This window comes from Klebsiella sp. MPUS7 (genome assembly GCF_009905335.1).
GTDB classification, from domain to species: domain Bacteria; phylum Pseudomonadota; class Gammaproteobacteria; order Enterobacterales; family Enterobacteriaceae; genus Klebsiella; species Klebsiella grimontii.
The window spans coordinates 205,449-224,042 of record NZ_CP047604.1; the positions used below are offsets into that span (position 1 = coordinate 205,449).

At 57.0% G+C, this 18,594-nt stretch carries 17 protein-coding genes; 6 read left to right on the top strand and 11 right to left on the bottom strand.

Annotation, left to right across the window (positions count from 1 at the left end; all coding sequences use genetic code 11):
- The 3 genes from glyS (at position 1) to GUC22_RS00995 (ending at position 4,475) form a co-directional block, all read left to right on the top strand.
- Positions 1-2,070 carry a glycine--tRNA ligase subunit beta gene (gene glyS / locus GUC22_RS00985; protein ID WP_024359752.1) on the top strand — a complete coding sequence of 690 codons (2,070 nt, stop codon included), beginning with the start codon at positions 1-3 and terminating at the stop codon, positions 2,068-2,070.
- A 329-nt stretch (positions 2,071-2,399) separates the two neighbouring features.
- Positions 2,400-2,552, top strand: coding sequence for a type I toxin-antitoxin system toxin HokA (gene hokA / locus GUC22_RS00990; protein WP_116944352.1), 153 nt, complete (start codon positions 2,400-2,402; stop codon positions 2,550-2,552).
- 303 nt (positions 2,553-2,855) lie between these two features.
- Positions 2,856-4,475 (top strand): ATP-binding cassette domain-containing protein, encoded by a 1,620-nt coding sequence (locus tag GUC22_RS00995; protein ID WP_049130419.1) that lies wholly within the window; start codon positions 2,856-2,858, stop codon positions 4,473-4,475.
- A gap of 98 nt (positions 4,476-4,573) precedes the next feature.
- Here GUC22_RS00995 and cspA read toward each other — a convergent pair whose 3' ends face one another.
- The 3 genes from cspA to GUC22_RS01010 form a co-directional block, all read right to left on the bottom strand.
- Complete coding sequence (cspA, locus tag GUC22_RS01000) at positions 4,574-4,786, bottom strand: RNA chaperone/antiterminator CspA (RefSeq protein ID WP_004126446.1); 213 nt, start codon at positions 4,784-4,786, stop codon at positions 4,574-4,576.
- A 262-nt stretch (positions 4,787-5,048) separates the two neighbouring features.
- A complete protein-coding gene (locus GUC22_RS01005; protein WP_004126445.1) occupies positions 5,049-5,342 on the bottom strand; it encodes an HTH-type transcriptional regulator in 294 nt (97 codons plus the stop codon).
- A 237-nt stretch (positions 5,343-5,579) separates the two neighbouring features.
- Positions 5,580-6,938, bottom strand: a complete 1,359-nt coding sequence (locus tag GUC22_RS01010; protein WP_049130421.1) for an MFS transporter — start codon at positions 6,936-6,938, stop codon at positions 5,580-5,582.
- A 441-nt stretch (positions 6,939-7,379) separates the two neighbouring features.
- Between GUC22_RS01010 and GUC22_RS01015 the strand changes: the two genes are divergently transcribed.
- Positions 7,380-8,090 carry a DUF3053 domain-containing protein gene (locus tag GUC22_RS01015; protein ID WP_004126443.1) on the top strand — a complete coding sequence of 237 codons (711 nt, stop codon included), beginning with the start codon at positions 7,380-7,382 and terminating at the stop codon, positions 8,088-8,090.
- Between the two features lie 50 nt (positions 8,091-8,140).
- Here GUC22_RS01015 and ghrB read toward each other — a convergent pair whose 3' ends face one another.
- The 6 genes from ghrB to GUC22_RS01045 form a co-directional block, all read right to left on the bottom strand.
- The gene (gene ghrB, locus GUC22_RS01020) at positions 8,141-9,112 is read right to left on the bottom strand and encodes a glyoxylate/hydroxypyruvate reductase GhrB (RefSeq protein WP_004137815.1); all 972 of its coding nucleotides are present in this window, start codon (positions 9,110-9,112) and stop codon (positions 8,141-8,143) included.
- A gap of 24 nt (positions 9,113-9,136) precedes the next feature.
- Positions 9,137-10,417: an MFS transporter gene (locus GUC22_RS01025; protein ID WP_004126424.1), complete on the bottom strand. Its 1,281-nt coding sequence runs from the start codon at positions 10,415-10,417 to the stop codon at positions 9,137-9,139.
- 101 nt (positions 10,418-10,518) lie between these two features.
- Positions 10,519-11,457 carry a sugar kinase gene (locus GUC22_RS01030; protein ID WP_024359755.1) on the bottom strand — a complete coding sequence of 313 codons (939 nt, stop codon included), beginning with the start codon at positions 11,455-11,457 and terminating at the stop codon, positions 10,519-10,521.
- Positions 11,458-11,460: 3 nt separating this feature from the next.
- On the bottom strand, positions 11,461-12,210 hold the full coding sequence (locus GUC22_RS01035) for a sugar phosphate isomerase/epimerase family protein (protein WP_004137816.1): 750 nt from the start codon (positions 12,208-12,210) through the stop codon (positions 11,461-11,463).
- A gap of 108 nt (positions 12,211-12,318) precedes the next feature.
- A complete protein-coding gene (locus tag GUC22_RS01040; RefSeq protein WP_004137817.1) occupies positions 12,319-13,335 on the bottom strand; it encodes a LacI family DNA-binding transcriptional regulator in 1,017 nt (338 codons plus the stop codon).
- Positions 13,336-13,428: 93 nt separating this feature from the next.
- Positions 13,429-14,091 carry an OmpA family lipoprotein gene (locus tag GUC22_RS01045; RefSeq protein ID WP_004126414.1) on the bottom strand — a complete coding sequence of 221 codons (663 nt, stop codon included), beginning with the start codon at positions 14,089-14,091 and terminating at the stop codon, positions 13,429-13,431.
- Positions 14,092-14,258: 167 nt separating this feature from the next.
- On the opposite strand from GUC22_RS01045, the gene GUC22_RS01050 reads away from it, so the two are divergent.
- Complete coding sequence (locus GUC22_RS01050) at positions 14,259-16,589, top strand: molybdopterin guanine dinucleotide-containing S/N-oxide reductase (protein WP_098066202.1); 2,331 nt, start codon at positions 14,259-14,261, stop codon at positions 16,587-16,589.
- On the opposite strand, the gene GUC22_RS01055 is transcribed toward GUC22_RS01050, so the two are convergent.
- On the bottom strand, positions 16,552-16,998 hold the full coding sequence (locus GUC22_RS01055; RefSeq protein ID WP_004137819.1) for an N-acetyltransferase: 447 nt from the start codon (positions 16,996-16,998) through the stop codon (positions 16,552-16,554). The genes GUC22_RS01050 and GUC22_RS01055 overlap by 38 nt on opposite strands.
- Positions 16,976-17,557 (bottom strand): DNA-3-methyladenine glycosylase I, encoded by a 582-nt coding sequence (tag, locus tag GUC22_RS01060; RefSeq protein ID WP_004137820.1) that lies wholly within the window; start codon positions 17,555-17,557, stop codon positions 16,976-16,978. Before tag ends, GUC22_RS01055 begins: the two co-directional genes overlap by 23 nt.
- A gap of 159 nt (positions 17,558-17,716) precedes the next feature.
- Here tag and GUC22_RS01065 point away from each other — a divergent pair, with 159 nt between their 5' ends.
- Positions 17,717-18,361 (top strand): hypothetical protein, encoded by a 645-nt coding sequence (locus tag GUC22_RS01065; protein WP_049089310.1) that lies wholly within the window; start codon positions 17,717-17,719, stop codon positions 18,359-18,361.
- The last annotated feature ends 233 nt before the right edge of the window (positions 18,362-18,594 follow it).

Genomic DNA, 18,594 nt, shown 5'->3' on the forward strand with positions numbered 1-18,594 from the left:
ATGTCTGAGAAAACTTTCCTGGTGGAAATCGGCACTGAAGAGCTGCCACCAAAAGCCCTGCGCAGCCTGGCTGAATCCTTCGCTGCGAACGTGACCGCGGAGCTGGATAACGCCGGCCTCGCGCACGGTAAAGTTGAATGGTTCGCCGCGCCGCGCCGTCTGGCGCTGAAAGTGGCGAATCTGGCGGCTGCGCAAGCAGACCGTGAAGTCGAAAAACGCGGCCCGGCGATTGCCCAGGCGTTTGACGCCGAAGGGAAACCGAGCAAAGCGGCTGAAGGCTGGGCGCGCGGCTGCGGTATTACCGTCGATCAGGCTGAACGTCTGGCGACCGATAAAGGCGAATGGCTGCTGTATCGTGCCCACGTGAAAGGCGAGAGCACCGAAGCGCTGCTGCCGAACATGATCGCCACCTCGCTGGCGAAGCTGCCGATCCCGAAACTGATGCGCTGGGGCGCGTCTGACGTGCACTTCGTGCGCCCGGTTCACACCGTGACCCTGCTGCTGGGCGACAAAGTGATCCCGGCAACGATTCTGGGCGTACAGTCCGACCGGATTATTCGCGGTCATCGCTTTATGGGCGAAGCGGAATTCACCATCGATTCTGCCGATCAATACCCAGAAATCCTGCGTGAGCGCGGTAAAGTAATTGCGGATTACGCTGAGCGTAAAGCCAAAATCAAAGCCGATGCCGAAGAAGCGGCGCGCAAAATTGGCGGCAACGCCGATCTGAGCGAAAGCCTGCTGGAAGAAGTCACTTCCCTGGTGGAATGGCCGGTGGTGTTGACCGCGAAGTTCGAAGAGAAATTCCTTGCGGTACCTGCCGAAGCGCTGGTTTACACCATGAAGGGCGACCAGAAGTACTTCCCGGTTTACGACAACGCGGGCAAGCTGCTGCCGAACTTTATCTTCGTGGCCAACATCGAGTCGAAAGATCCGACCCAGATTATTTCCGGTAACGAGAAAGTCGTGCGTCCGCGTCTGGCGGATGCTGAGTTCTTCTTCAATACCGACCGTAAAAAACGTCTTGAAGATAATCTGCCGCGTCTGCAAACCGTGCTGTTCCAGCAGCAGCTGGGTACGCTGCGCGACAAGACCGATCGCATTCAGGCGCTGGCCGGCTGGATCGCCGGGCAGATTGGCGCAGACGTTAACCACGCAACCCGCGCGGGCCTGCTGTCCAAGTGCGATCTGATGACCAACATGGTCTTCGAATTCACCGATACTCAGGGCGTGATGGGGATGCACTACGCGCGCCATGATGGCGAAGCGGAAGATGTGGCGGTTGCCCTGAATGAGCAGTATCAGCCGCGCTTTGCCGGTGACGCCCTGCCGTCAAATCCGGTAGCCTGCGCGCTGGCGATTGCCGACAAGATGGATACTCTGGCGGGTATCTTCGGGATTGGTCAGCACCCTAAAGGCGACAAAGACCCGTTCGCGCTGCGCCGCGCCGCGCTGGGCGTGCTGCGCATCATTGTTGAGAAGAACCTCAATCTGGATCTGCAGACTCTCACCGAAGAAGCGGTGCGCCTGTACGGCGATAAGCTGACGAACGGCAACGTAGTCGATGATGTTATCGACTTCATGCTGGGACGCTTCCGCGCCTGGTATCAGGACGAAGGCTACACCGTCGATACCATTCAGGCGGTACTGGCGCGTCGTCCGACCCGTCCGGCAGACTTCGATGCGCGCATGAAGGCAGTTTCGCACTTCCGTACCCTCGAAGAGTCCTCCGCGCTGGCGGCGGCGAACAAGCGCGTTTCCAATATTCTGGCGAAATCGGACGTTACGCTGAACGATATCGTTCACGCCTCCGTATTGAAAGAAGCGGCTGAAATCAAACTGGCAGGCAATTTAGTCGTGCTGCGCGATAAGCTGCAGCCGTACTTCGCCGAAGGGCGTTACCAGGATGCGCTGATCGAGCTGGCGTCCCTGCGCGAGCCGGTTGATGAATTCTTCGAGAACGTGATGGTCAACGCCGAAGACCAGAACGTGCGCGTGAACCGTTTGACGCTATTGTCCAAATTGCGCGATCTGTTCCTGCAGGTAGCGGATATTTCCCTGTTGCAGTAAGCGTATCGCTAATAATAAAAAAAACCTGCCTCAGAGCAGGTTTTTTTATGCGTAAACTATAAATAAGCGAACCATTAATAATTCTCTAAGTAATATTTTAGATCAATATATAGCTTCAGGAAAAATATTTTAGGAATATGCCAACGTAGTCTGGTCAGATATTTACGGTAGAATGCTGGCGGGTGCTTGAGACTGTTTGTCTCAGGCGTTTAGCGGGAGACAGACAGAGAAAAGCCCCACCTGATGATAAATCAAAGTGAGGCTTCCCTATGCATGAACACCATAAGAGTAGCCTCTTACCTGTTGGAAATCAACACCGGAGGCGAGGAATGCCGCAAAAGTATCTGTTGTTTGGCTTAATGGTGATTTGCTTCACTATTTTATTATTCACCGGGATGGTTCGTGATTCACTGTGTGAATTACAGGTCAGACAGGGGAATATCGAGCTGGTGGCATTCTTAGCCTGTGAAATTAAACGGTAAGAGCATCTGGCGGGGAGCGATTCCCGCCAGACTTACGGCGTTAGGCATTTTCAATGCACCCTTTCGTTTTTCATCAAATAAATATTTTGCCTCCTGATATCAGGAGGCTTTTTTTTCGCTTTTATGGAATGTTGAAAAAACAGGCTTGAAATTTGCACCGGTGTGTGGCTATCCTATGCCCCGACGAATTCCTCGTCTTACCGGAGAGCACGCGCCAAATGAACAAACACGACTGATGAATCTCATGCCTTGCTTCGCGCTATTGGCGAGCAGGGGAAGTATTGATTTCATTCAGGAGTGCTTATGGCTCATTGTGCCCAATCCCCCTCTTTTCTTTTGCATCAGGTCACCTGTCAGTTTGCGACGGGAGATTCGCTTTTTGGTCCGCTGAATTTATCGCTGGAAGGCTCCCTCTGCGGGCTTGTCGGGCGCAATGGCGTCGGTAAAACCCGGCTGTTGCGTTTGCTGGCGGGCCTGGACTCGCCGTCGAGCGGCCATATCGAACGTATGGTTTCGGTAAGCTACGTTGCTCAGCAGCATGCTTTGACTCCTGATACGACGCTGGCGGAATGGCTAAGCTTCGAATTCGTTTTTTCTGCTCTGGCGCGTCTTGAACGAGGCGAAGGGCGAGTTGACGATCTCGAACGTCTTGATGGCCTTTGGGATCTTCCGGATCGTTTGAATGCAGGCTTCCTGGCCGCTGGCTTAGGGGAATTTTCTCCCGCACGGCCCGCCTCTTCGCTGAGCGGCGGCGAAAGAGTGAAGGCGCAGCTCTGCGCGGCATTTTTGTCCGGTGCGGATTTTCTCCTGCTTGATGAACCCACCAACCATCTCGACCGACAAGGCCGGGCGTGGTTCTATCAGCAGCTTGAGCAATGGCGCGGTGGCGCGCTGATCGCCAGCCATGACCGTGAGCTGCTGGCCCAGATGCCGCGCATCCTCGAGCTGACGCCTGCAGCTTTGCGTAGCTACGGCGGCAATTATGCGGATTATCAGCAGCAGCGTGAGCTGGAGCAGCAGGCGGCTCGCGCCGCGCTGGAGCATGCCGTCATTGAACGGCGGCGTACTCGCGCAAGGATGCACAAAGAGCACGATGCCTGTCTGCGGCGCTCCGCGCAGACGTTGCGTACTATCGACACGCTAAATATCGCTTCATTCGAGCGGGTAGCTTACAAAGGCGCGGCAAAAGAGCGCCCCGGAACCCTTAAGCGCCAGCATCGTGAACAACGTAGCGCGCTAAATGATGCGGTGGTTCAGGCGCGTGAGCGGGTAGAAGAGGACAATCCGGTGATGTTTACTCTGCCCGGTAGCCAGGTCGCTGCGGGAAAACAGGTGCTGGAGCTGGAAGCGTTGCGGCTGGCGTATGCGCCTATGGCGCCGCTGGACTGGCGCATGGATGGGCCGATGCGCGTGGCGCTACGGGGTCCCAACGGCTGCGGTAAGACGACGTTGCTTAAAACGCTGCTGGGCCTGGAGCCGCCGCTTTCAGGACGCTGCCGCTTATCGGTAAACGCGGCGTATCTGGACCAGCATCTGACCCAGCTTGATCTGTCATTATCCGCAATGGCGCACCTGAATCTCGGCGATACGCCTTTGGAAGAGGCCGTGCTGCGCAGCCAACTGGCGCAGCTACAGCTGGGGGCGGACAAAGTCCATCTGCCGCTATCGGCCCTTAGCGGAGGAGAACGCCTGAAGGCGGCGCTGGCCTGCGTGCTCTGGCGGCGGGAAGCCACGCAGCTACTGCTGCTGGATGAGCCCACCAATCATCTCGACCTGGCGTCCACGCAGGCAATTGAAACAGCGCTGGCGCAATTTCCCGGCGCGATGCTGGTGGTGTCGCATGATGACGCCTTTTTACAGGCGCTGAAGCTGACCCACTGTCTGGAATGGCGGGAAGACGGATGGCGCTTTGAGCGGCGATAAATGCAAAACCGCCATCCGTGGGATGGCGGTTTCTTGTCGCACAAATAAAAAAATCCCCGCCGTTTGGCAGGGACTTAAGAATTTTGAGCTTTTTAAGCTTACAGGCTGGTTACGTTGCCAGCTGCCGGGCCTTTAGCGCCGCTTTCGATGGTGAAGGAAACTTTCTGACCTTCGTCCAGAGATTTGTAGCCTTCGTTCTGGATAGCAGAGAAGTGTACGAACACGTCTTTAGAACCATCGTCAGGAGTGATGAAGCCGAAGCCTTTGTCAGCGTTGAACCATTTTACGATACCAGTCATTTTACCGGACATAGTGAATTACCTTTAAAAAAAATAAATGAGCCTTTCGGCGTTACGGTCTGGACTACAGATTTGAAGCGATAAAGGGAAAGTTCACTACCGGGGTATCAACGGATAACCTTTGAAGGACTGCTCTATTCGAATGCTCTGTGGTCTTTACATCAAACCTGCGAGCATTAACGCATGTTCACGTTGTGATAGCAAACTTTTTTTTTCGTTGGCATGAAAACGGTCCTTTATCAGGACCGTTAGCCGAAACCAATAAACGCTAAAATTATGAGTCGATAAGCTGTCTTGAAAGCTGCGGATTCGCCTGTATCAGGCGCATCAGCTTAAGCTCTGTGGGAGAGGGCTTCACGCGTCTCGATTCCCACTCTTGTACCATTGCTACACTGACGCCCATGGCGCTGGCAAAATCATCTATCTTCAGCCCGGTACCTTTGCGTAGCTGGTCAAATTCAATGCTTGCGGCGGGCTTACGCGTCAGCGAGGCCGCCTGGGCCTGATCTTTAAAAATAATTTGTTCAAGGTTGCTCAGCAGTTCAAATGCAGGATCTTTATATTCCATTGAGAACTCCTCTCTTTCATACGGCGGAGGGTGAATTGTGTAGAGCCTCTTAAGAATAGTCGGAAAAAAAAAGTGAGGAATGATTACCGTGGTAATTATTTATGACCTGGGGTTCTTTACGTCCGTTTCAGGCGGTATAACGTGCTGAAAAGTAATAGACAGAGCCGTTAAGCAAATTATTGTAAACAGATAAGAAGAAAAGCGGAAAAGGCCAGCGCGCGCCCGCTGGCCGGTGTATTACGCCTTTTGCAGCTTCTTCACATCGCCTTGCGAAGCCGCGGGTTGCCGCTGGCCCAGCTTATATTTGACCAGCAGCGCGATGGCCGACAGGAAGGCCGGGATAGCCAGCAAAGAGAAAATCGTTTCGAAAGAGAGCTGGGCCTGCATCAGGAATGCGCCGCTAAAGGCGCCGAGGATACCGCCAAAGCGGCCAATCCCTAACATCCAGGCCACGCCGGTCGCGCGTCCCTGGGTGGGGTAGAAACCGGCGGCCAGCGCAGGCATTGATGATTGCGCGCCGTTCATAATGCTGCCGGCGATAAAGACCATTATTCCCATCAGCAGCAGGTTATGGGTTGAGAAACCAACCAGGCAAACGAATACTCCGGTCAACAGCCAGCCCACGGCAACCACTTTGTTTGGGTTGAGCTTATCCATCAGCGCGCCGAGGATGAGCACGCCAATACCGCCGCCCAGCGGGAACAGCGCGGTGATAATGGAGGCCTGGCTCATCGTCGCGCCGGTTTCGCGTATCAGCAGCGGCAGCCAGCTGGTCAGCAAATAGAAGATCAGCAGGCCCATAAAGTAGGTCAGGCAGAGCATGACGGTGCCGACGGCGTAGCGCGGAGAGAAAATCACGCCGATGGATGATTTCTCTTGTATCTGGCCCGCTTCGCGTAGCTCAAATTCAGCCTGCTCGGGAACCGGCGCGATACGGCGCAGAATCGCGGCGATACGCTGGGCAGGCTGGCGTTTGACCACCATATAGCGCGCGGATTCCGGCAGAAGAAAGATCAGCACTACCGCCAGCAGCAGCGGCATCACGCCGCCAAGCACCAGTACGCTTTGCCAGCCGTAGTGGGGGATCATCCAGGCGGAGAGGAAGCCGCCCAGCGAGGAGCCCATCGGAAAGCCGACGAACATCAGGTTAACCATCAGCGCCCTACGCCGCTCAGGGGCATATTCGCTCATCAGCGTCGCGGCGTTCGGCATGGCGGCGCCCAGCCCAAGGCCGGTGAGAAAACGCAGCAGCGTCAGCTGGTTAAGGCTGGTAGCAAAGGCGGTCAGCAGGCTGAAGCCGCCGAAAACCACGATGGACATAATCAGAACTTTTTTCCGCCCAACGCGGTCGGCGAGCGGTCCGGCGGTCAGCGCGCCGACCGCGAGCCCGACTAAGGCGGCGCTCATCACCGGGCCTAACGCCGATTTTTCGACGCCCCATTCCTGCACCAGGTCAGAGGCGATAAAGCCGATTATCGCGGTATCGAATCCGTCCATCGCGACGGTGATAAAACATAAGGCCAGAATCATCCACTGGTATTTCGTGAAGGGATGTTCATTGATAAAAGCCTGAATATCGATGGTTGTTTTCTTCATGCGGCATTCCTGGCAGGCAGTGCGGGGGACAGAGATAGATTATTGTTATCACCCTCGCGATCGTTGATGTTGTTTGTGCGATTATCGAACAAAGAGCCGTTAATCGCTCATTTAATAAAATCATCGAACGGCGGTTCAGGCAATGTGGGGGAAAAGGGAAGCGTGCGATTATCGTCCGCTTTACGGGCAGTTCGGGAGTAAGATTAAAGTAATCGTAGTAAAATCAGCTTATTAGATAAACCCGCTGCGCGCTGAACGATGGTGGTAATTGTGATGAACTTAACAGAGGGTACCGCCGCGCGCTAAAACGTCGAAAACCCGGTTTTAAAGGCGGAAGATTATCAGGAAAAGGTATCCTGCAAGGCCGACCTGGACTATCCTTGTCAGCGTCTGACACGTGTGTGTCTGTTTGCGCTTTTTTTGGCTGAAAGGAGTAAAAAAATGGCGACAGGAAAGTCCTGCTCTCGCTGGTTTGCGGCTATTGCAGCCCTGTTAATGGTGGTTAGCCTGAGTGGGTGTTTTGATAAAGAAGGCGATCAGCGCAAAGCGTTCATCGACTTCCTGCAAAATACGGCAATGCGTAGCGGCGAACGTCTGCCGACGCTGACCGCCGATCAGAAAAAACAGTTTGGGCCTTTCGTTTCCGATTACGCGGTGATTTACGGTTATTCACAGCAGGTGAGCCAGGCGATGGATGCGGGTTTGCGTCCGGTGGTTGATAGCGTGAACGCGATTCGCGTACCGCAGGATTATGTTACCCAGCGCGAACCGCTGCGTCAGGCAAACGGCGCTTTGGGCGTACTGAGCCAGCAACTGGAGAACGCAAAAATACAGGCGGATGCCGCCCACGGCGCGCTGAAACAGGGTGACGATCTCAAGCCGGTCTTCGACCAGGTCTATAATAAAGTCGTGACGGCCCCGGCGAATGCGCTACAGCCGTTAATCCCGGCAGCGCAGGTATTTACCCAGCAGCTGGTGCAGGTGGGTGATTTTATCGCGCAGCAGGAGACTCAGGTCAGCTTCGTGGCGAACGGTATTCAGTTCCCGACTTCGCAGCAGGCCAGTCAGTATAATACGCTGATTGGGCCGCTGGCCGCTCAGCACCAGGCCTTTAATCAGGCGTGGACAGCAGCAGTTAACGCGACTCGTTAACCGTTCTGACAACCCGGGCAAGGCTTCACCTTAGCCCGGGTTTTCTTTTCTTATTTCACCTGCGGGTTCACGCAGTTCTTCTCAACGCTGCCGTTCAGGGCATCAATCAGATTATCCACCGCGCAGGCCGCCATATTGTAGCGAGTCTCATGCGTGGCCGAGCCAATATGCGGCAATGCGACGACGTTCGGCATGCTCAGCAGCGGGGAGTCTTTCGCCAGCGGCTCTTGTTCAAAAACGTCCAGCCCGGCAGCATAAATTTCACCTTCCTGCAGCGCCGCAATCAGCGCCTTCTCATCCACCACCGGGCCGCGCCCGGCGTTAATAAAGATGGCGGAGGACTTCATTTTGGCAAACTGCGCTTTGCCGAACAGGTGATGAGTCTCTTCGGTCAGCGGCAGGATCAGACAGACAAAATCTGCTTCCTGCAGCAGGGTATCGAGATCGCAGTAGCGGGCGTTAAAGCGCTCTTCCGCCTGCGGGTGCTGGCGGCGGGCGTTGTAGAGAATGGGCATGCCGAAGCCCGCGTGGGCGCGCTGGGCAAGCGCCATCCCGATACGCCCCATACCGACGATGCCGAGGGTTTTATGGTGCACATCGTTGCCAAACCAGTCCGGACCGATGCTTTTGGTCCACTCGCCGGCCTTCACGCGGTTAGCCACTTCAACCACCCGACGCGCGGTGCTCAATACCAGCGCCATAACGGTATCGGCGACGGTTTCGGTCAGTACGGTCGGGGTGTGCATCAGCAGCACTTTACGCGCATTCAGCGCATCGACGTCGAAATTATCGTAGCCGACGGAAATGGTCGAAGTTGCACGAAGCTTGGGCATTTTCTCCAGTAACGCAGTATCGACTTTTTCGCTGGAACCCAGCAGACCTACCGCCTCAGCAAACGCGGCGGCGTGCTGTGAAACGGTCTCCGGACGCAGGTTTTTCACCTGCGTGACGGTAAAGTGTTGTTCCAGACGCTGTTGCAGGTCGTCGGGAAGCGTTTTGTAGAGAATGACTGACGGCTTCATGCGGTTCTCCGTTGCGTTAATGTTTCAGGCGTGACGTGCGCCGAGCGGAAGTTTTTGATTATTAGCAGGCTTAACAATCAAAGTAAGCCATACCGAGACGAAAAGCGCCACTCCCATAAAAATGTACGAGGCTGACGGGCTGCCGGTGGTGCCGTTCAGGTAGCCGACAAACCATGAGCCAAAGAATGAACCCAGCGCGCCCATGCTGTTAATCAGCGCCATGGCGCCCCCGGCGACGTTACGCGGCAGCATCTCGGGAATGATGGCGAAGAACGGCCCGTAGGGGGCGTACATCGCCGCGCCGGCAATGACCAGCAGGGTATAAGAGACCCAGAAATGGTTAGCGCCGACGGCCCAGGAGCCAATAAACGCGAAAGCGGCAATCAGCAGCAGCGGCCAGACGAATAGCTTGCGGTTCTGCATTTTATCGGAGGCCCAGGAGACCACGATCATGGCGATGGTTGCCGCCAGGTAGGGGACGGATGAGAGCCAGCCGACCTCGACCATGCCCATATTCTCGCCGCCGCTGCGGATAATTGACGGCAGCCACAGCACGAAACCGTAAACCCCGATGCTCCAGGCGAAATACTGCATGCACAGCAGGACCACGTTACGCGAGCGGAAGGCCTCACCGTAGTTGCGCACCGGTTTGATACCCTGCTGTTCGCGCTCCAGCTGCTCCTGCAATGCGGCCTTTTCGCTTTCCGCCAGCCAGTTGACCTGAGACGGTTTATCTTTTACCAGCACCCACCAGCAGAAGGCCCAAATCACCGCCGGAACGCCTTCAATAATAAACATCTCCCGCCAGCCGAAAGCCTGAATCAGGTAGCCGGAGACCACCGACATCCACAGCACCGTCACCGGGTTGCCGAGGATCAGGAAGGTATTGGCGCGCGAGCGTTCGGATTTGGTAAACCAGTTGCTGATGTATATCAGCATCGCCGGCATGACTGCGGCCTCGACCACGCCAAGGATAAAGCGGATCGCCGCCAGCGCGGGAATATTGTGCACCATCCCGGTCAGTGAGGCGCAGGCACCCCACAGGATCAGGCAGATGAAAATGAGTTTACGTACGCTGCGGCGTTCGGCATAAATCGCGCCGGGGATCTGAAAGAAGAAGTAGCCGAGGAAGAACAGCGCCCCCAGCAGGGAGGAGATACCTTTGGTGATCCCCAGGTCTTCAGTAATTCCGGCCGCCGAAGCGAAGCTGAAGTTAGCGCGGTCGAGGTACGCCAGGCTATACGTGATAAACACGATAGGCATGATGTACCACCAGCGTTTTGTTGCATTCGTTGAACTATTCATAGGTTTGCCTCTGTGAGTGAGGTGACGCTCATCATAGAAAAGATCCGTTACGCCGCGCTGCTGGTAGGGTACAGAACGGCCTGACGTTGTGCTGAATCGACTTACTCGCCCAGCGCCTCGCGCGTGGGTAATCCTTCGCTATCGCCCTGAACCTGAATGGCCAGTGAGCCGATTTTGTTTCCGCGTTTCACCGCCTGCCGCAGCGGTTTTCCTTCCAGCAGGGCGCTAATCACGCCGACGGCGAAACCATCGCCCGCGCCGACGGTATCGACGACGTTATCCACTTTTATCGCCGCCACGGCTCCCTGTTCGCCGTCGGCGGTTTTATACCAGGCGCCGTCGGAACCGGTTTTAATGATGACCGCACGCACGCCGTGGCCGAGGTAAAAGTCGGCGATGGCTTCCGGCGTTTGTAGGCCGGTCAGAATCATGCCCTCTTTTAAACCCGGCAGAACCCAGTCGGCCTGAAACGCCAGCTGGTTAAGCTTCTCGACCATCTCGGCTTCGCTTTTCCACAGCGTGGGCCGCAGGTTGGGGTCGAACGAAATCGTTTTTCCCTGCGCTTTCATCGTGTGCGCCGCGCGCTCCAGCAGGGCGTATGAGCTTTCCGACAGCGCGGCGGCCACGCCGCTTAAGTGCAGATGCCGGGCGCCGGCGAAGTATGATTCATTAAAATCCTCCGGCGAAAGATGGCTGGCGGCGGAGCCTTTGCGGAAATACTCCACGATGGGATCGGTTCCATTTTCGACTTTAGATTTCAGCTGAAAGCCGGTAGCGTAGCGGTCATCGATGCTCACGCCGCGGGCGTCGATTCCCTCTTTCGCCAGCGCGTTGAGGACGAAGCGGCCAAAGCTGTCCTTGCCGACGCGGCTTACCCAGCCGACGCTCAGGCCGAGGCGGGCCAGTCCGGTCGCCACGTTTAGCTCCGCGCCCGCGACGCGCTTCATAAAGTGCTCTACAGCAGACAGCTCGCCGGTCTCGGTGGCGACAAACATCGCCATGGCTTCGCCTATCGTGATGACATCTAACGCTTTTTGCATAACTTAATCCTCGCGCAGCAGGTTGACGTAGCGGCGGGTCACGGCCGTCAGGTCATGGCCAGTCAGCGGAAATTCAATCCCGCGCGGGGCATCGGCGGGCAGGTTATCGAGCAGCGCCAGCCAGCGCCCGGAGGCTTCATCCGGCGGCACGGCGCGAAAGTGCGAATGGTGCGGCTCTGCCGCCTTAACATGAATATAGCTGACGGCCGGGGCCAGGTGGCGCGCGGCCTCTTCCGGCGAGTCGCCGACCCATAGCCAGTTGCCCATATCAAAGGTGAGAGTGATCGGCAGCTGGTTAACCCGGCAGGCGGCTTTGAAGCGCTGCATCGGCGCCAGCTGGCCGCAGTCGGTTTGATCGTTTTCCACCACCAGCGCCATGCCGCTCTCGCGCAAAATATCGCGCAGGGTTTCCAGGCCATGGTGGTGGGTAAAATGGCCCAGCGAGAGCTTTAGCCACAGCGCGTTAAGGGTTTGCGCTTCCTGTAAAAGATCGGAAAGATGGGGGTTAAGCGCTCCGTCTGCGGCAAACAGGGCTTCCGGCGCGGAATAGCAAACCAGCAGGCCGCGGCGCTCAATATCGGCGGCCAGCTCCGCCAGGCGGTTCAGCTCATCCGCGCTGAACAGTTCCCGGCGGATCTCTACGCCGTCGGCGCCGGAACCGGCGATAAAGGGCAGTACGGCGGACTGCCCGCCCAGCGCTTTAACATGGTCATTCCCGTACGCGGCGGTCACGACAATAATCTTTCTGGCCATTCCAATACTCCCGACGATAATCTGATGCGTTGTTTATTACGCTAGATGGTATCGGTTCCAAAGCAAAGGCCAGGATGTCTAATTTATGATCGCCATCACGAAGGATCGTTAGCGGGAGGTGGAGCCTCTGACGATCAGCTCGCCGGAAAACACCCGTTCGCGGACCGGGTCGTTGCTGCCTTCAATCCGGCGCACTACCTGTTCGACGGCGGCGAAGCCAATCTGCCAGGTCGGCTGTTTAAGGGTGGTGATCCCCACGCCCGCCAGTTCGGCCCACTCCAGCTCATCGAAGCCCAGCAGGCCGATATCGCTGCCCCAAATCAGGCCAACGCGTTTAAGCGAGCGCGCCACCTGCAGCGTCAGCGCGCCGTTGGCGGAAATCACCGCCTTGCGCATGCCGCGATGGTGGGAGTGGAAATGGCGCAGGACGTTATCGAGCATCGCGCCATCATTCAACGGTACTTCGGCGTTTTCCGCGATGATACCGCTGTGGCGCTGTAGTGTCTGGCGAAAGGCGCTCAGGCGCTCGCGGCGGGTATTGACCGAGCCGAGGGGTTCGCTGAGGAACAGCAGGGCTTCGAAACCTTTTTCCACCAGGTGTTCGGTGGCGGTAGTGGCGGCCTGAGTATTATCGAGGCCGACGACATCGCAGGCGAATTCCGGAATCTTGCGGTCGATAAGCACCATCGGCAGCGCCGACTGCTGCAGGCGGTTCAGGCCGTCCTCGCGCATCCCGACGGCGTTGACCACGATCCCTTCCACCTGGTAGCTGCGCAGCAGATCGAGGTAGTGCAGCTCCTGGTCCAGCTCGTTGTTGGTATTACATACCAGCAGGGTGAAACCCTTTTCGCGACAGGCGGCTTCAATGCCGCTGAGCACGTTGACCGAGTAGGGGTTGGTGATATCGGCGATGATCAGGCCAATCAGCCGGGTGCGGCCATGCTTCAGGCCGCGGGCCATCAGGCTGGGACGATAGTCGAGCTCGGCAATGGCTTTTTCAATCCGCCCCAACAGATCGTCGGAAAGCAGATGCTTTTCGCCGTTCAGATAGCGTGAAATGCTGGTTTTGCCGGTCTGTGCGGCTTTCGCCACATCGCTAATGGTTGCTCGCGCCGCTTTCGCCATGGTGGCTTCCTTTGCTGAAATCTGCACACACCTTAGCGCGAAAATTCGCTATATCAAGCATTTTGCCCGGCGACTCACCGGGCAAAGCGGGCATTACTGCAGCGGGCTGAGGGTAATTTCGACGCGGCGGTTCTGCGCTTTACCTTCCGCGGTGCTGTTGCTGGCGATCGGATTCGCCGGACCCATGCCGGTAGTGCGGATGCGGTTAGCCGCTACGCCCTGGGTGATAAGCGCGCTGGCGACGCTCTCCGCGCGCTGCTGAGAAAGACGCATATTCAGATCCTGGCTGCCGGTGCTGTCGGTGTAGCCAACCACGTTAACGGCGGTTTTCTCATACTCTTTTAGCACCATCGCTACCCCGGTCAGGGTATTGGCGCCCGCCGGTTTCAGGTTGGCGCTGCTGCTATCGAAGGTCACATTGTTTGGCATGTTCAGCACGATATTGTCGCCGTTTCGCGTCACGCTGACGCCGGTTCCCTGCATTTTCTCGCGCAGCTTCGCTTCCTGCACGTCCATATAGTAACCAATGCCGCCGCCCAGCGCCGCGCCGGCCGCCGCGCCGATCAGCGCGCCTTTGCCGCGGTCATGTTTGGAAGAAGAGAGCACCCCTACGCCTGCGCCGACTAACGACCCAATGCCCGCGCCGATCCCGGATTTACCCGCTTCGCGCTCCCCGGTGTAGGGGTTGGTGGTACAGCCAGAAATAGCCAGTGCGCCGCTAACGACAGCCGCAATCATGAGTACGCGTTTTTTCATCTTATTTCCTTAATCCTTTTTATTCTTTGCCACAGCGACCGTGACGGTTGATTATGACGCGCGAAACCGGAGAAAATTCCGCAGAGAGCATCTCAATTTGTAAATAACATTGAACGGCTGAATAACGTGCCGTCACCACACCTGCTATCGCTGACCAGGAGCCCGCATTGCCAACCTCATCCGCCACCAAAACTATCCTCACCGCAGCCCACTGGGGGCCCATGCTGGTCGAAACCGATGGCGAGAACGTCATCTCATCGCGGGGGGCGCTTGATACCCCTTTCGCCAACTCGCTGCAAAGCGCCGTGCGCGATCAGGTGCATAGCAAAACCCGCGTACGGTACCCGATGGTGCGTAAGGGGTTTCTCGCCTCGCCTGAAAGCCCGCAGGGCGTGCGCGGGCAGGATGAGTTTGTGCGGGTAAGCTGGGATCGGGCGCTGGATCTGATTCACGCCCAGCACCGCCGAATTCGCGAAAGCTACGGCCCGGCGTCGATTTTTGCGGGCTCCTACGGCTGGCGCTCAAACGGCGTGCTGCACAAAGCGGCGACCCTGCTCCAGCGCTATATGAGTCTGGCGGGCGGCTATACCGGACATCTGGGCGATTATTCCACCGGCGCGGCCCAGGCGATCATGCCGTACGTGGTTGGCGGTAATGAGGTTTATCAGCAGCAGACCAGCTGGCCAATGGTGTTGGAACATAGCGATGTGGTGGTGCTGTGGAGCGCTAACCCCTTAAATACGTTAAAAATCGCCTGGAACGCTTCCGACGAACAGGGTATTCCGTGGTTCGACCGTCTGCGCCAGAGCGGGAAACGGGTGATCTGCATCGATCCGATGCGATCGGAAACGGCGGAATTCTTTGGCGACGCGGCGGAGTGGATCGCCCCGCATATGGGCACTGACGTCGCCCTGATGCTCGGTATCGCCCATACGCTGGTCGAAAACGGCTGGCAGGATGGCCCATTTTTGGCCCGCTGCACCAGCGGCTATGACGTTTTCGCCCGCTATCTGACCGGCGAGAACGACGGAACGGCAAAAACGGCGGAATGGGCGGCGGCGATCTGCGGCGTCAGCGCGGATAAAATTCGCGAACTGGCAAAACTTTTCCACGAAAACACCACCATGCTGATGTCCGGCTGGGGCATGCAGCGCCAGCAGTTTGGCGAACAAAAACACTGGATGCTGGTGACCCTTGCGGCCATGCTCGGCCAGATCGGCACCGAAGGCGGGGGGTTTGGCCTTTCCTATCACTTTGCCAACGGCGGCAACCCTACGCGGCGTGCGGCGGTGCTGGGCTCAATGCAGGGTAGCGTGGCGGGCGGTACCGACGCGGTAGAGAAAATTCCGGTCGCGCGCATCGTTGAAGCGCTGGAGAACCCCGGCGCCGCTTATCAACATAACGGGATGGAGCGTAGCTTCCCGGATATTCGCTTTATCTGGTGGGCGGGCGGCGCCAACTTTACCCACCATCAGGATACCAACCGGCTGATCCGCGCCTGGCAAAAACCGGAGCTTATTGTGATTTCAGAATGCTTCTGGACCGCGGCGGCGCGCCATGCCGATATCGTCCTGCCCGCGACGACCTCGTTTGAACGCAACGATATGACCATGACCGGGGATTACAGCAACCAGCACCTGGTGCCGATGAAGCAGGTGATCGCGCCGCGCGATGAAGCGCGCGATGATTTCGCCGTTTTTGCCGACCTCAGCGAGCGCTGGGAAGCGGGCGGGCGGGAGCGCTTCACCGAGGGTAAAAACGATCTGCAGTGGCTGGAGACGTTTTACCAGATTGCCGCCCAGCGTGGGGCGCAGCAGCAGGTTACGCTGCCGCCGTTCGCCCAGTTCTGGCAGGATAATCAGCTGATAGAAATGCCGGAGGAGCCCGCAAACGCACGCTTTGCCCGCTTTGCCGCCTTCAGGGCCGATCCGCAGGCGAACCCGTTGAAAACCGCCAGCGGTAAAATTGAGATTCACTCGCCGACCATCGCCGGGTATGCCTATCCGGATTGCCCGCCGCATCCGATGTGGCTGGAGCCGGACGAGTGGCATGGCAATGCGCAGGAAGGTCAGCTTCAGGTGCTGTCAGCGCATCCGGCGCACCGCCTTCACAGCCAGCTCAACCATACGTCGCTGCGCGAGCGCTACGCGGTGGCGGGCCGTGAACCGTTAACCCTTCATCCGCGCGATGCGCAGGCGCGCAATATCGCCGATGGCGATCTGGTACGGGTATGGAATTCACGCGGTCAGGTGCTGGCTGGCGCGGTAGTGACCGACGGTATCCGCCCTGGGGTTATCTGCCTGCATGAAGGAGCATGGCCCGACCTTGACCCTCAGGCGGGGATCTGCAAAAACGGTGCGGTGAACGTGCTGACCAACGATATTCCGACATCGCGGCTGGGCAACGGCTGCGCCGGAAATACGGCGCTGGCCTGGCTGGAAAAATATACCGGTCCCGAGCTTACGCTGACGGCATTTGATCCGCCGACCAATGCATAATCCAGGTCGGATGCTGGGTTTCATCCTGCCATGCGCAGTCTTCAATGCGGAAGCCTTGCGCATGGTAGAAATTCACCGCCTGAACGTTTTTCTGGTACACCTCAAGGGTTAGCCAACCGTAGTGTTTTTTGACTTCGCCAATCAGCGCGCTGCCGATACCCTGCCTGGCGGCATCCGGCGCGACGAACAGCGCGCCGATGAAGCGAGACTCCATCACGCTGATAAAGCCCTTCAGCACGCCGTCCTGCTCCCATACCCAGGTTTGGGCGGAGGGCAGGTAAACGTCGCGCACTATCGCCAGACTGTCATGCCAGTAGCTTTCGGCGATAAACGGGTGGGCGTGGATCGTACTCTCCAGCCACAGTTCAAGCAGCGGGCCGGTTTCGTTAGCGTCCCAGTTGCGGATCATCCTGGCCTCCTGAGCGACAGAAACAGCCGGTGACGTGGTCGTTGACCAGACCGCAGGCCTGCATAAAGGAGTAGCAGATCGTTGAACCGACAAACTTAAACCCCCGTTTTTTCAGCGCTTTTGACAGCGCGTCAGAAGCCGGAGTGGTTGTCGGGATCTCCGCCAGCGCGGCGGCGGTCGTCACCTGGGGATGATTATCGACGAATGACCAGACGAAATCTGCGAAAGGCTCGCCATTTTCCTCCATCGCCAGAAAGGCCCGGGCGTTGCCGATGATGGCCTGAATTTTCCCGCGATGGCGAATAATACCGGCATCGAGAACCAGACGTTCAACATCTTCTTCGTCCATTGCCGCGACGCGAACCGGGTCAAACTGGTGAAAGGCGCTGCGGTAGTTTTCACGCTTTTTCAGTACGGTGATCCACGACAGTCCGGCCTGCTGGCCCTCAAGACAAATCATCTCAAACAGCTTGCGGGGATTCTTTTCAGCGACGCCCCACTCGTTATCGTGGTACTCAATGTATAAAGGATCCTGACTGACCCATCCGCAACGTTGCATCTGCCTCTCCCTTTTGTCATAAAAATCAGCCGGGCAACTTGACGGCTGAAAGATAAAGATAATAGTTAATACAGGGTTATTATCCCCAAAACAGGGATAGGGCACCCCATAAAAAAACACAGCAACCTTGCCGTTTCGGCTCTTTTTGGAGTCGCATTAATGATAATAAAGAAATGCAATGGCCTCCGGGTATTCCTGGTCCCGGCGTACGTATCCGTCTGGGCGTCGTGTGTTGCCGGTGCGAATGCCTGGCAACAGGAATATATCGCTATCGATACAAAAAGTAATACTGCGGAACGCTATACATGGGACAGCGATCACCAACCGCGCTATGAAGATATTCTCGCGGAGCGGATAAATGCGTCCGACGATCCTTCCGGGCTGGCGTTTAACCAGGCGGTATCGCCGCCGGACAGCGCTCGCGGCATGAGCGTGGGCTGGAATTTCTCCTTGGTCGACGGCGTGACCTCCGGCCCGGTAGCCAGTTTACATTCCGACCTGACGTCCCCCCCGTTTACCCGTAATGCGGCCGGAACCGGCTACGTGAATACGCTGGGCTGGCGGGTAGATTATCAGAAGCTATGGGGTGTACATCCGTGGGCCCAGGTGAGCTATAACCAGGGATTTACGGCTGATGCCGGCGGGCAGAATCGCGCGCAGGACGGTGCCTGGCGGGACGTGACTTTTGGCGCCGATATGTCGCTCAACTCTCATCTTGCCGCCTGGGCGGCGCTGTCGCAGGCGGACAATCTGCCCACTGGGGCAAATTATCTCTACTTAATGGGCGTGAGCGCCAATTTTTAATTTATTCGTCATGCTTCAAGCGGCAGATGCATTGGCTGCGCTTGAAGCAACTCGAATTATTTAGGCTGAATATGTAGCATATTTGATACGTTTAATTTACTTCATCATTACAGTAATGACGCATCTTCCGGCGGTAGCAGGTACTCACTTTTCAATGAATATTTAAGGCGTGAATATTTTTCACTGTCATTCATTCCGCCTTTAGTGCATTTCATTCCGCGGTGACGGCAGTT

What these genes read in the sequence shown, in the direction of transcription:
- GUC22_RS01055 (WP_004137819.1), bottom strand. Translation starts at nt 16,998, where the DNA reads ATGATCCGCAACTGGGACGCTAACGAAACCGGCCCGCTGCTTGAACTG.
- GUC22_RS01065 (WP_049089310.1), top strand. Translation starts at nt 17,717, where the DNA reads ATGATAATAAAGAAATGCAATGGCCTCCGGGTATTCCTGGTCCCGGCG.
- glyS (WP_024359752.1), top strand. Translation starts at nt 1, where the DNA reads ATGTCTGAGAAAACTTTCCTGGTGGAAATCGGCACTGAAGAGCTGCCA.
- ghrB (WP_004137815.1), bottom strand. Translation starts at nt 9,112, where the DNA reads ATGAAGCCGTCAGTCATTCTCTACAAAACGCTTCCCGACGACCTGCAA.
- GUC22_RS01005 (WP_004126445.1), bottom strand. Translation starts at nt 5,342, where the DNA reads ATGGAATATAAAGATCCTGCATTTGAACTGCTGAGCAACCTTGAACAA.
- GUC22_RS01015 (WP_004126443.1), top strand. Translation starts at nt 7,380, where the DNA reads ATGGCGACAGGAAAGTCCTGCTCTCGCTGGTTTGCGGCTATTGCAGCC.
- GUC22_RS01025 (WP_004126424.1), bottom strand. Translation starts at nt 10,417, where the DNA reads ATGAATAGTTCAACGAATGCAACAAAACGCTGGTGGTACATCATGCCT.
- GUC22_RS00995 (WP_049130419.1), top strand. Translation starts at nt 2,856, where the DNA reads ATGGCTCATTGTGCCCAATCCCCCTCTTTTCTTTTGCATCAGGTCACC.
- hokA (WP_116944352.1), top strand. Translation starts at nt 2,400, where the DNA reads ATGCCGCAAAAGTATCTGTTGTTTGGCTTAATGGTGATTTGCTTCACT.
- GUC22_RS01040 (WP_004137817.1), bottom strand. Translation starts at nt 13,335, where the DNA reads ATGGCGAAAGCGGCGCGAGCAACCATTAGCGATGTGGCGAAAGCCGCA.
- GUC22_RS01035 (WP_004137816.1), bottom strand. Translation starts at nt 12,210, where the DNA reads ATGGCCAGAAAGATTATTGTCGTGACCGCCGCGTACGGGAATGACCAT.
- GUC22_RS01045 (WP_004126414.1), bottom strand. Translation starts at nt 14,091, where the DNA reads ATGAAAAAACGCGTACTCATGATTGCGGCTGTCGTTAGCGGCGCACTG.
- GUC22_RS01030 (WP_024359755.1), bottom strand. Translation starts at nt 11,457, where the DNA reads ATGCAAAAAGCGTTAGATGTCATCACGATAGGCGAAGCCATGGCGATG.
- cspA (WP_004126446.1), bottom strand. Translation starts at nt 4,786, where the DNA reads ATGTCCGGTAAAATGACTGGTATCGTAAAATGGTTCAACGCTGACAAA.
- tag (WP_004137820.1), bottom strand. Translation starts at nt 17,557, where the DNA reads ATGCAACGTTGCGGATGGGTCAGTCAGGATCCTTTATACATTGAGTAC.
- GUC22_RS01010 (WP_049130421.1), bottom strand. Translation starts at nt 6,938, where the DNA reads ATGAAGAAAACAACCATCGATATTCAGGCTTTTATCAATGAACATCCC.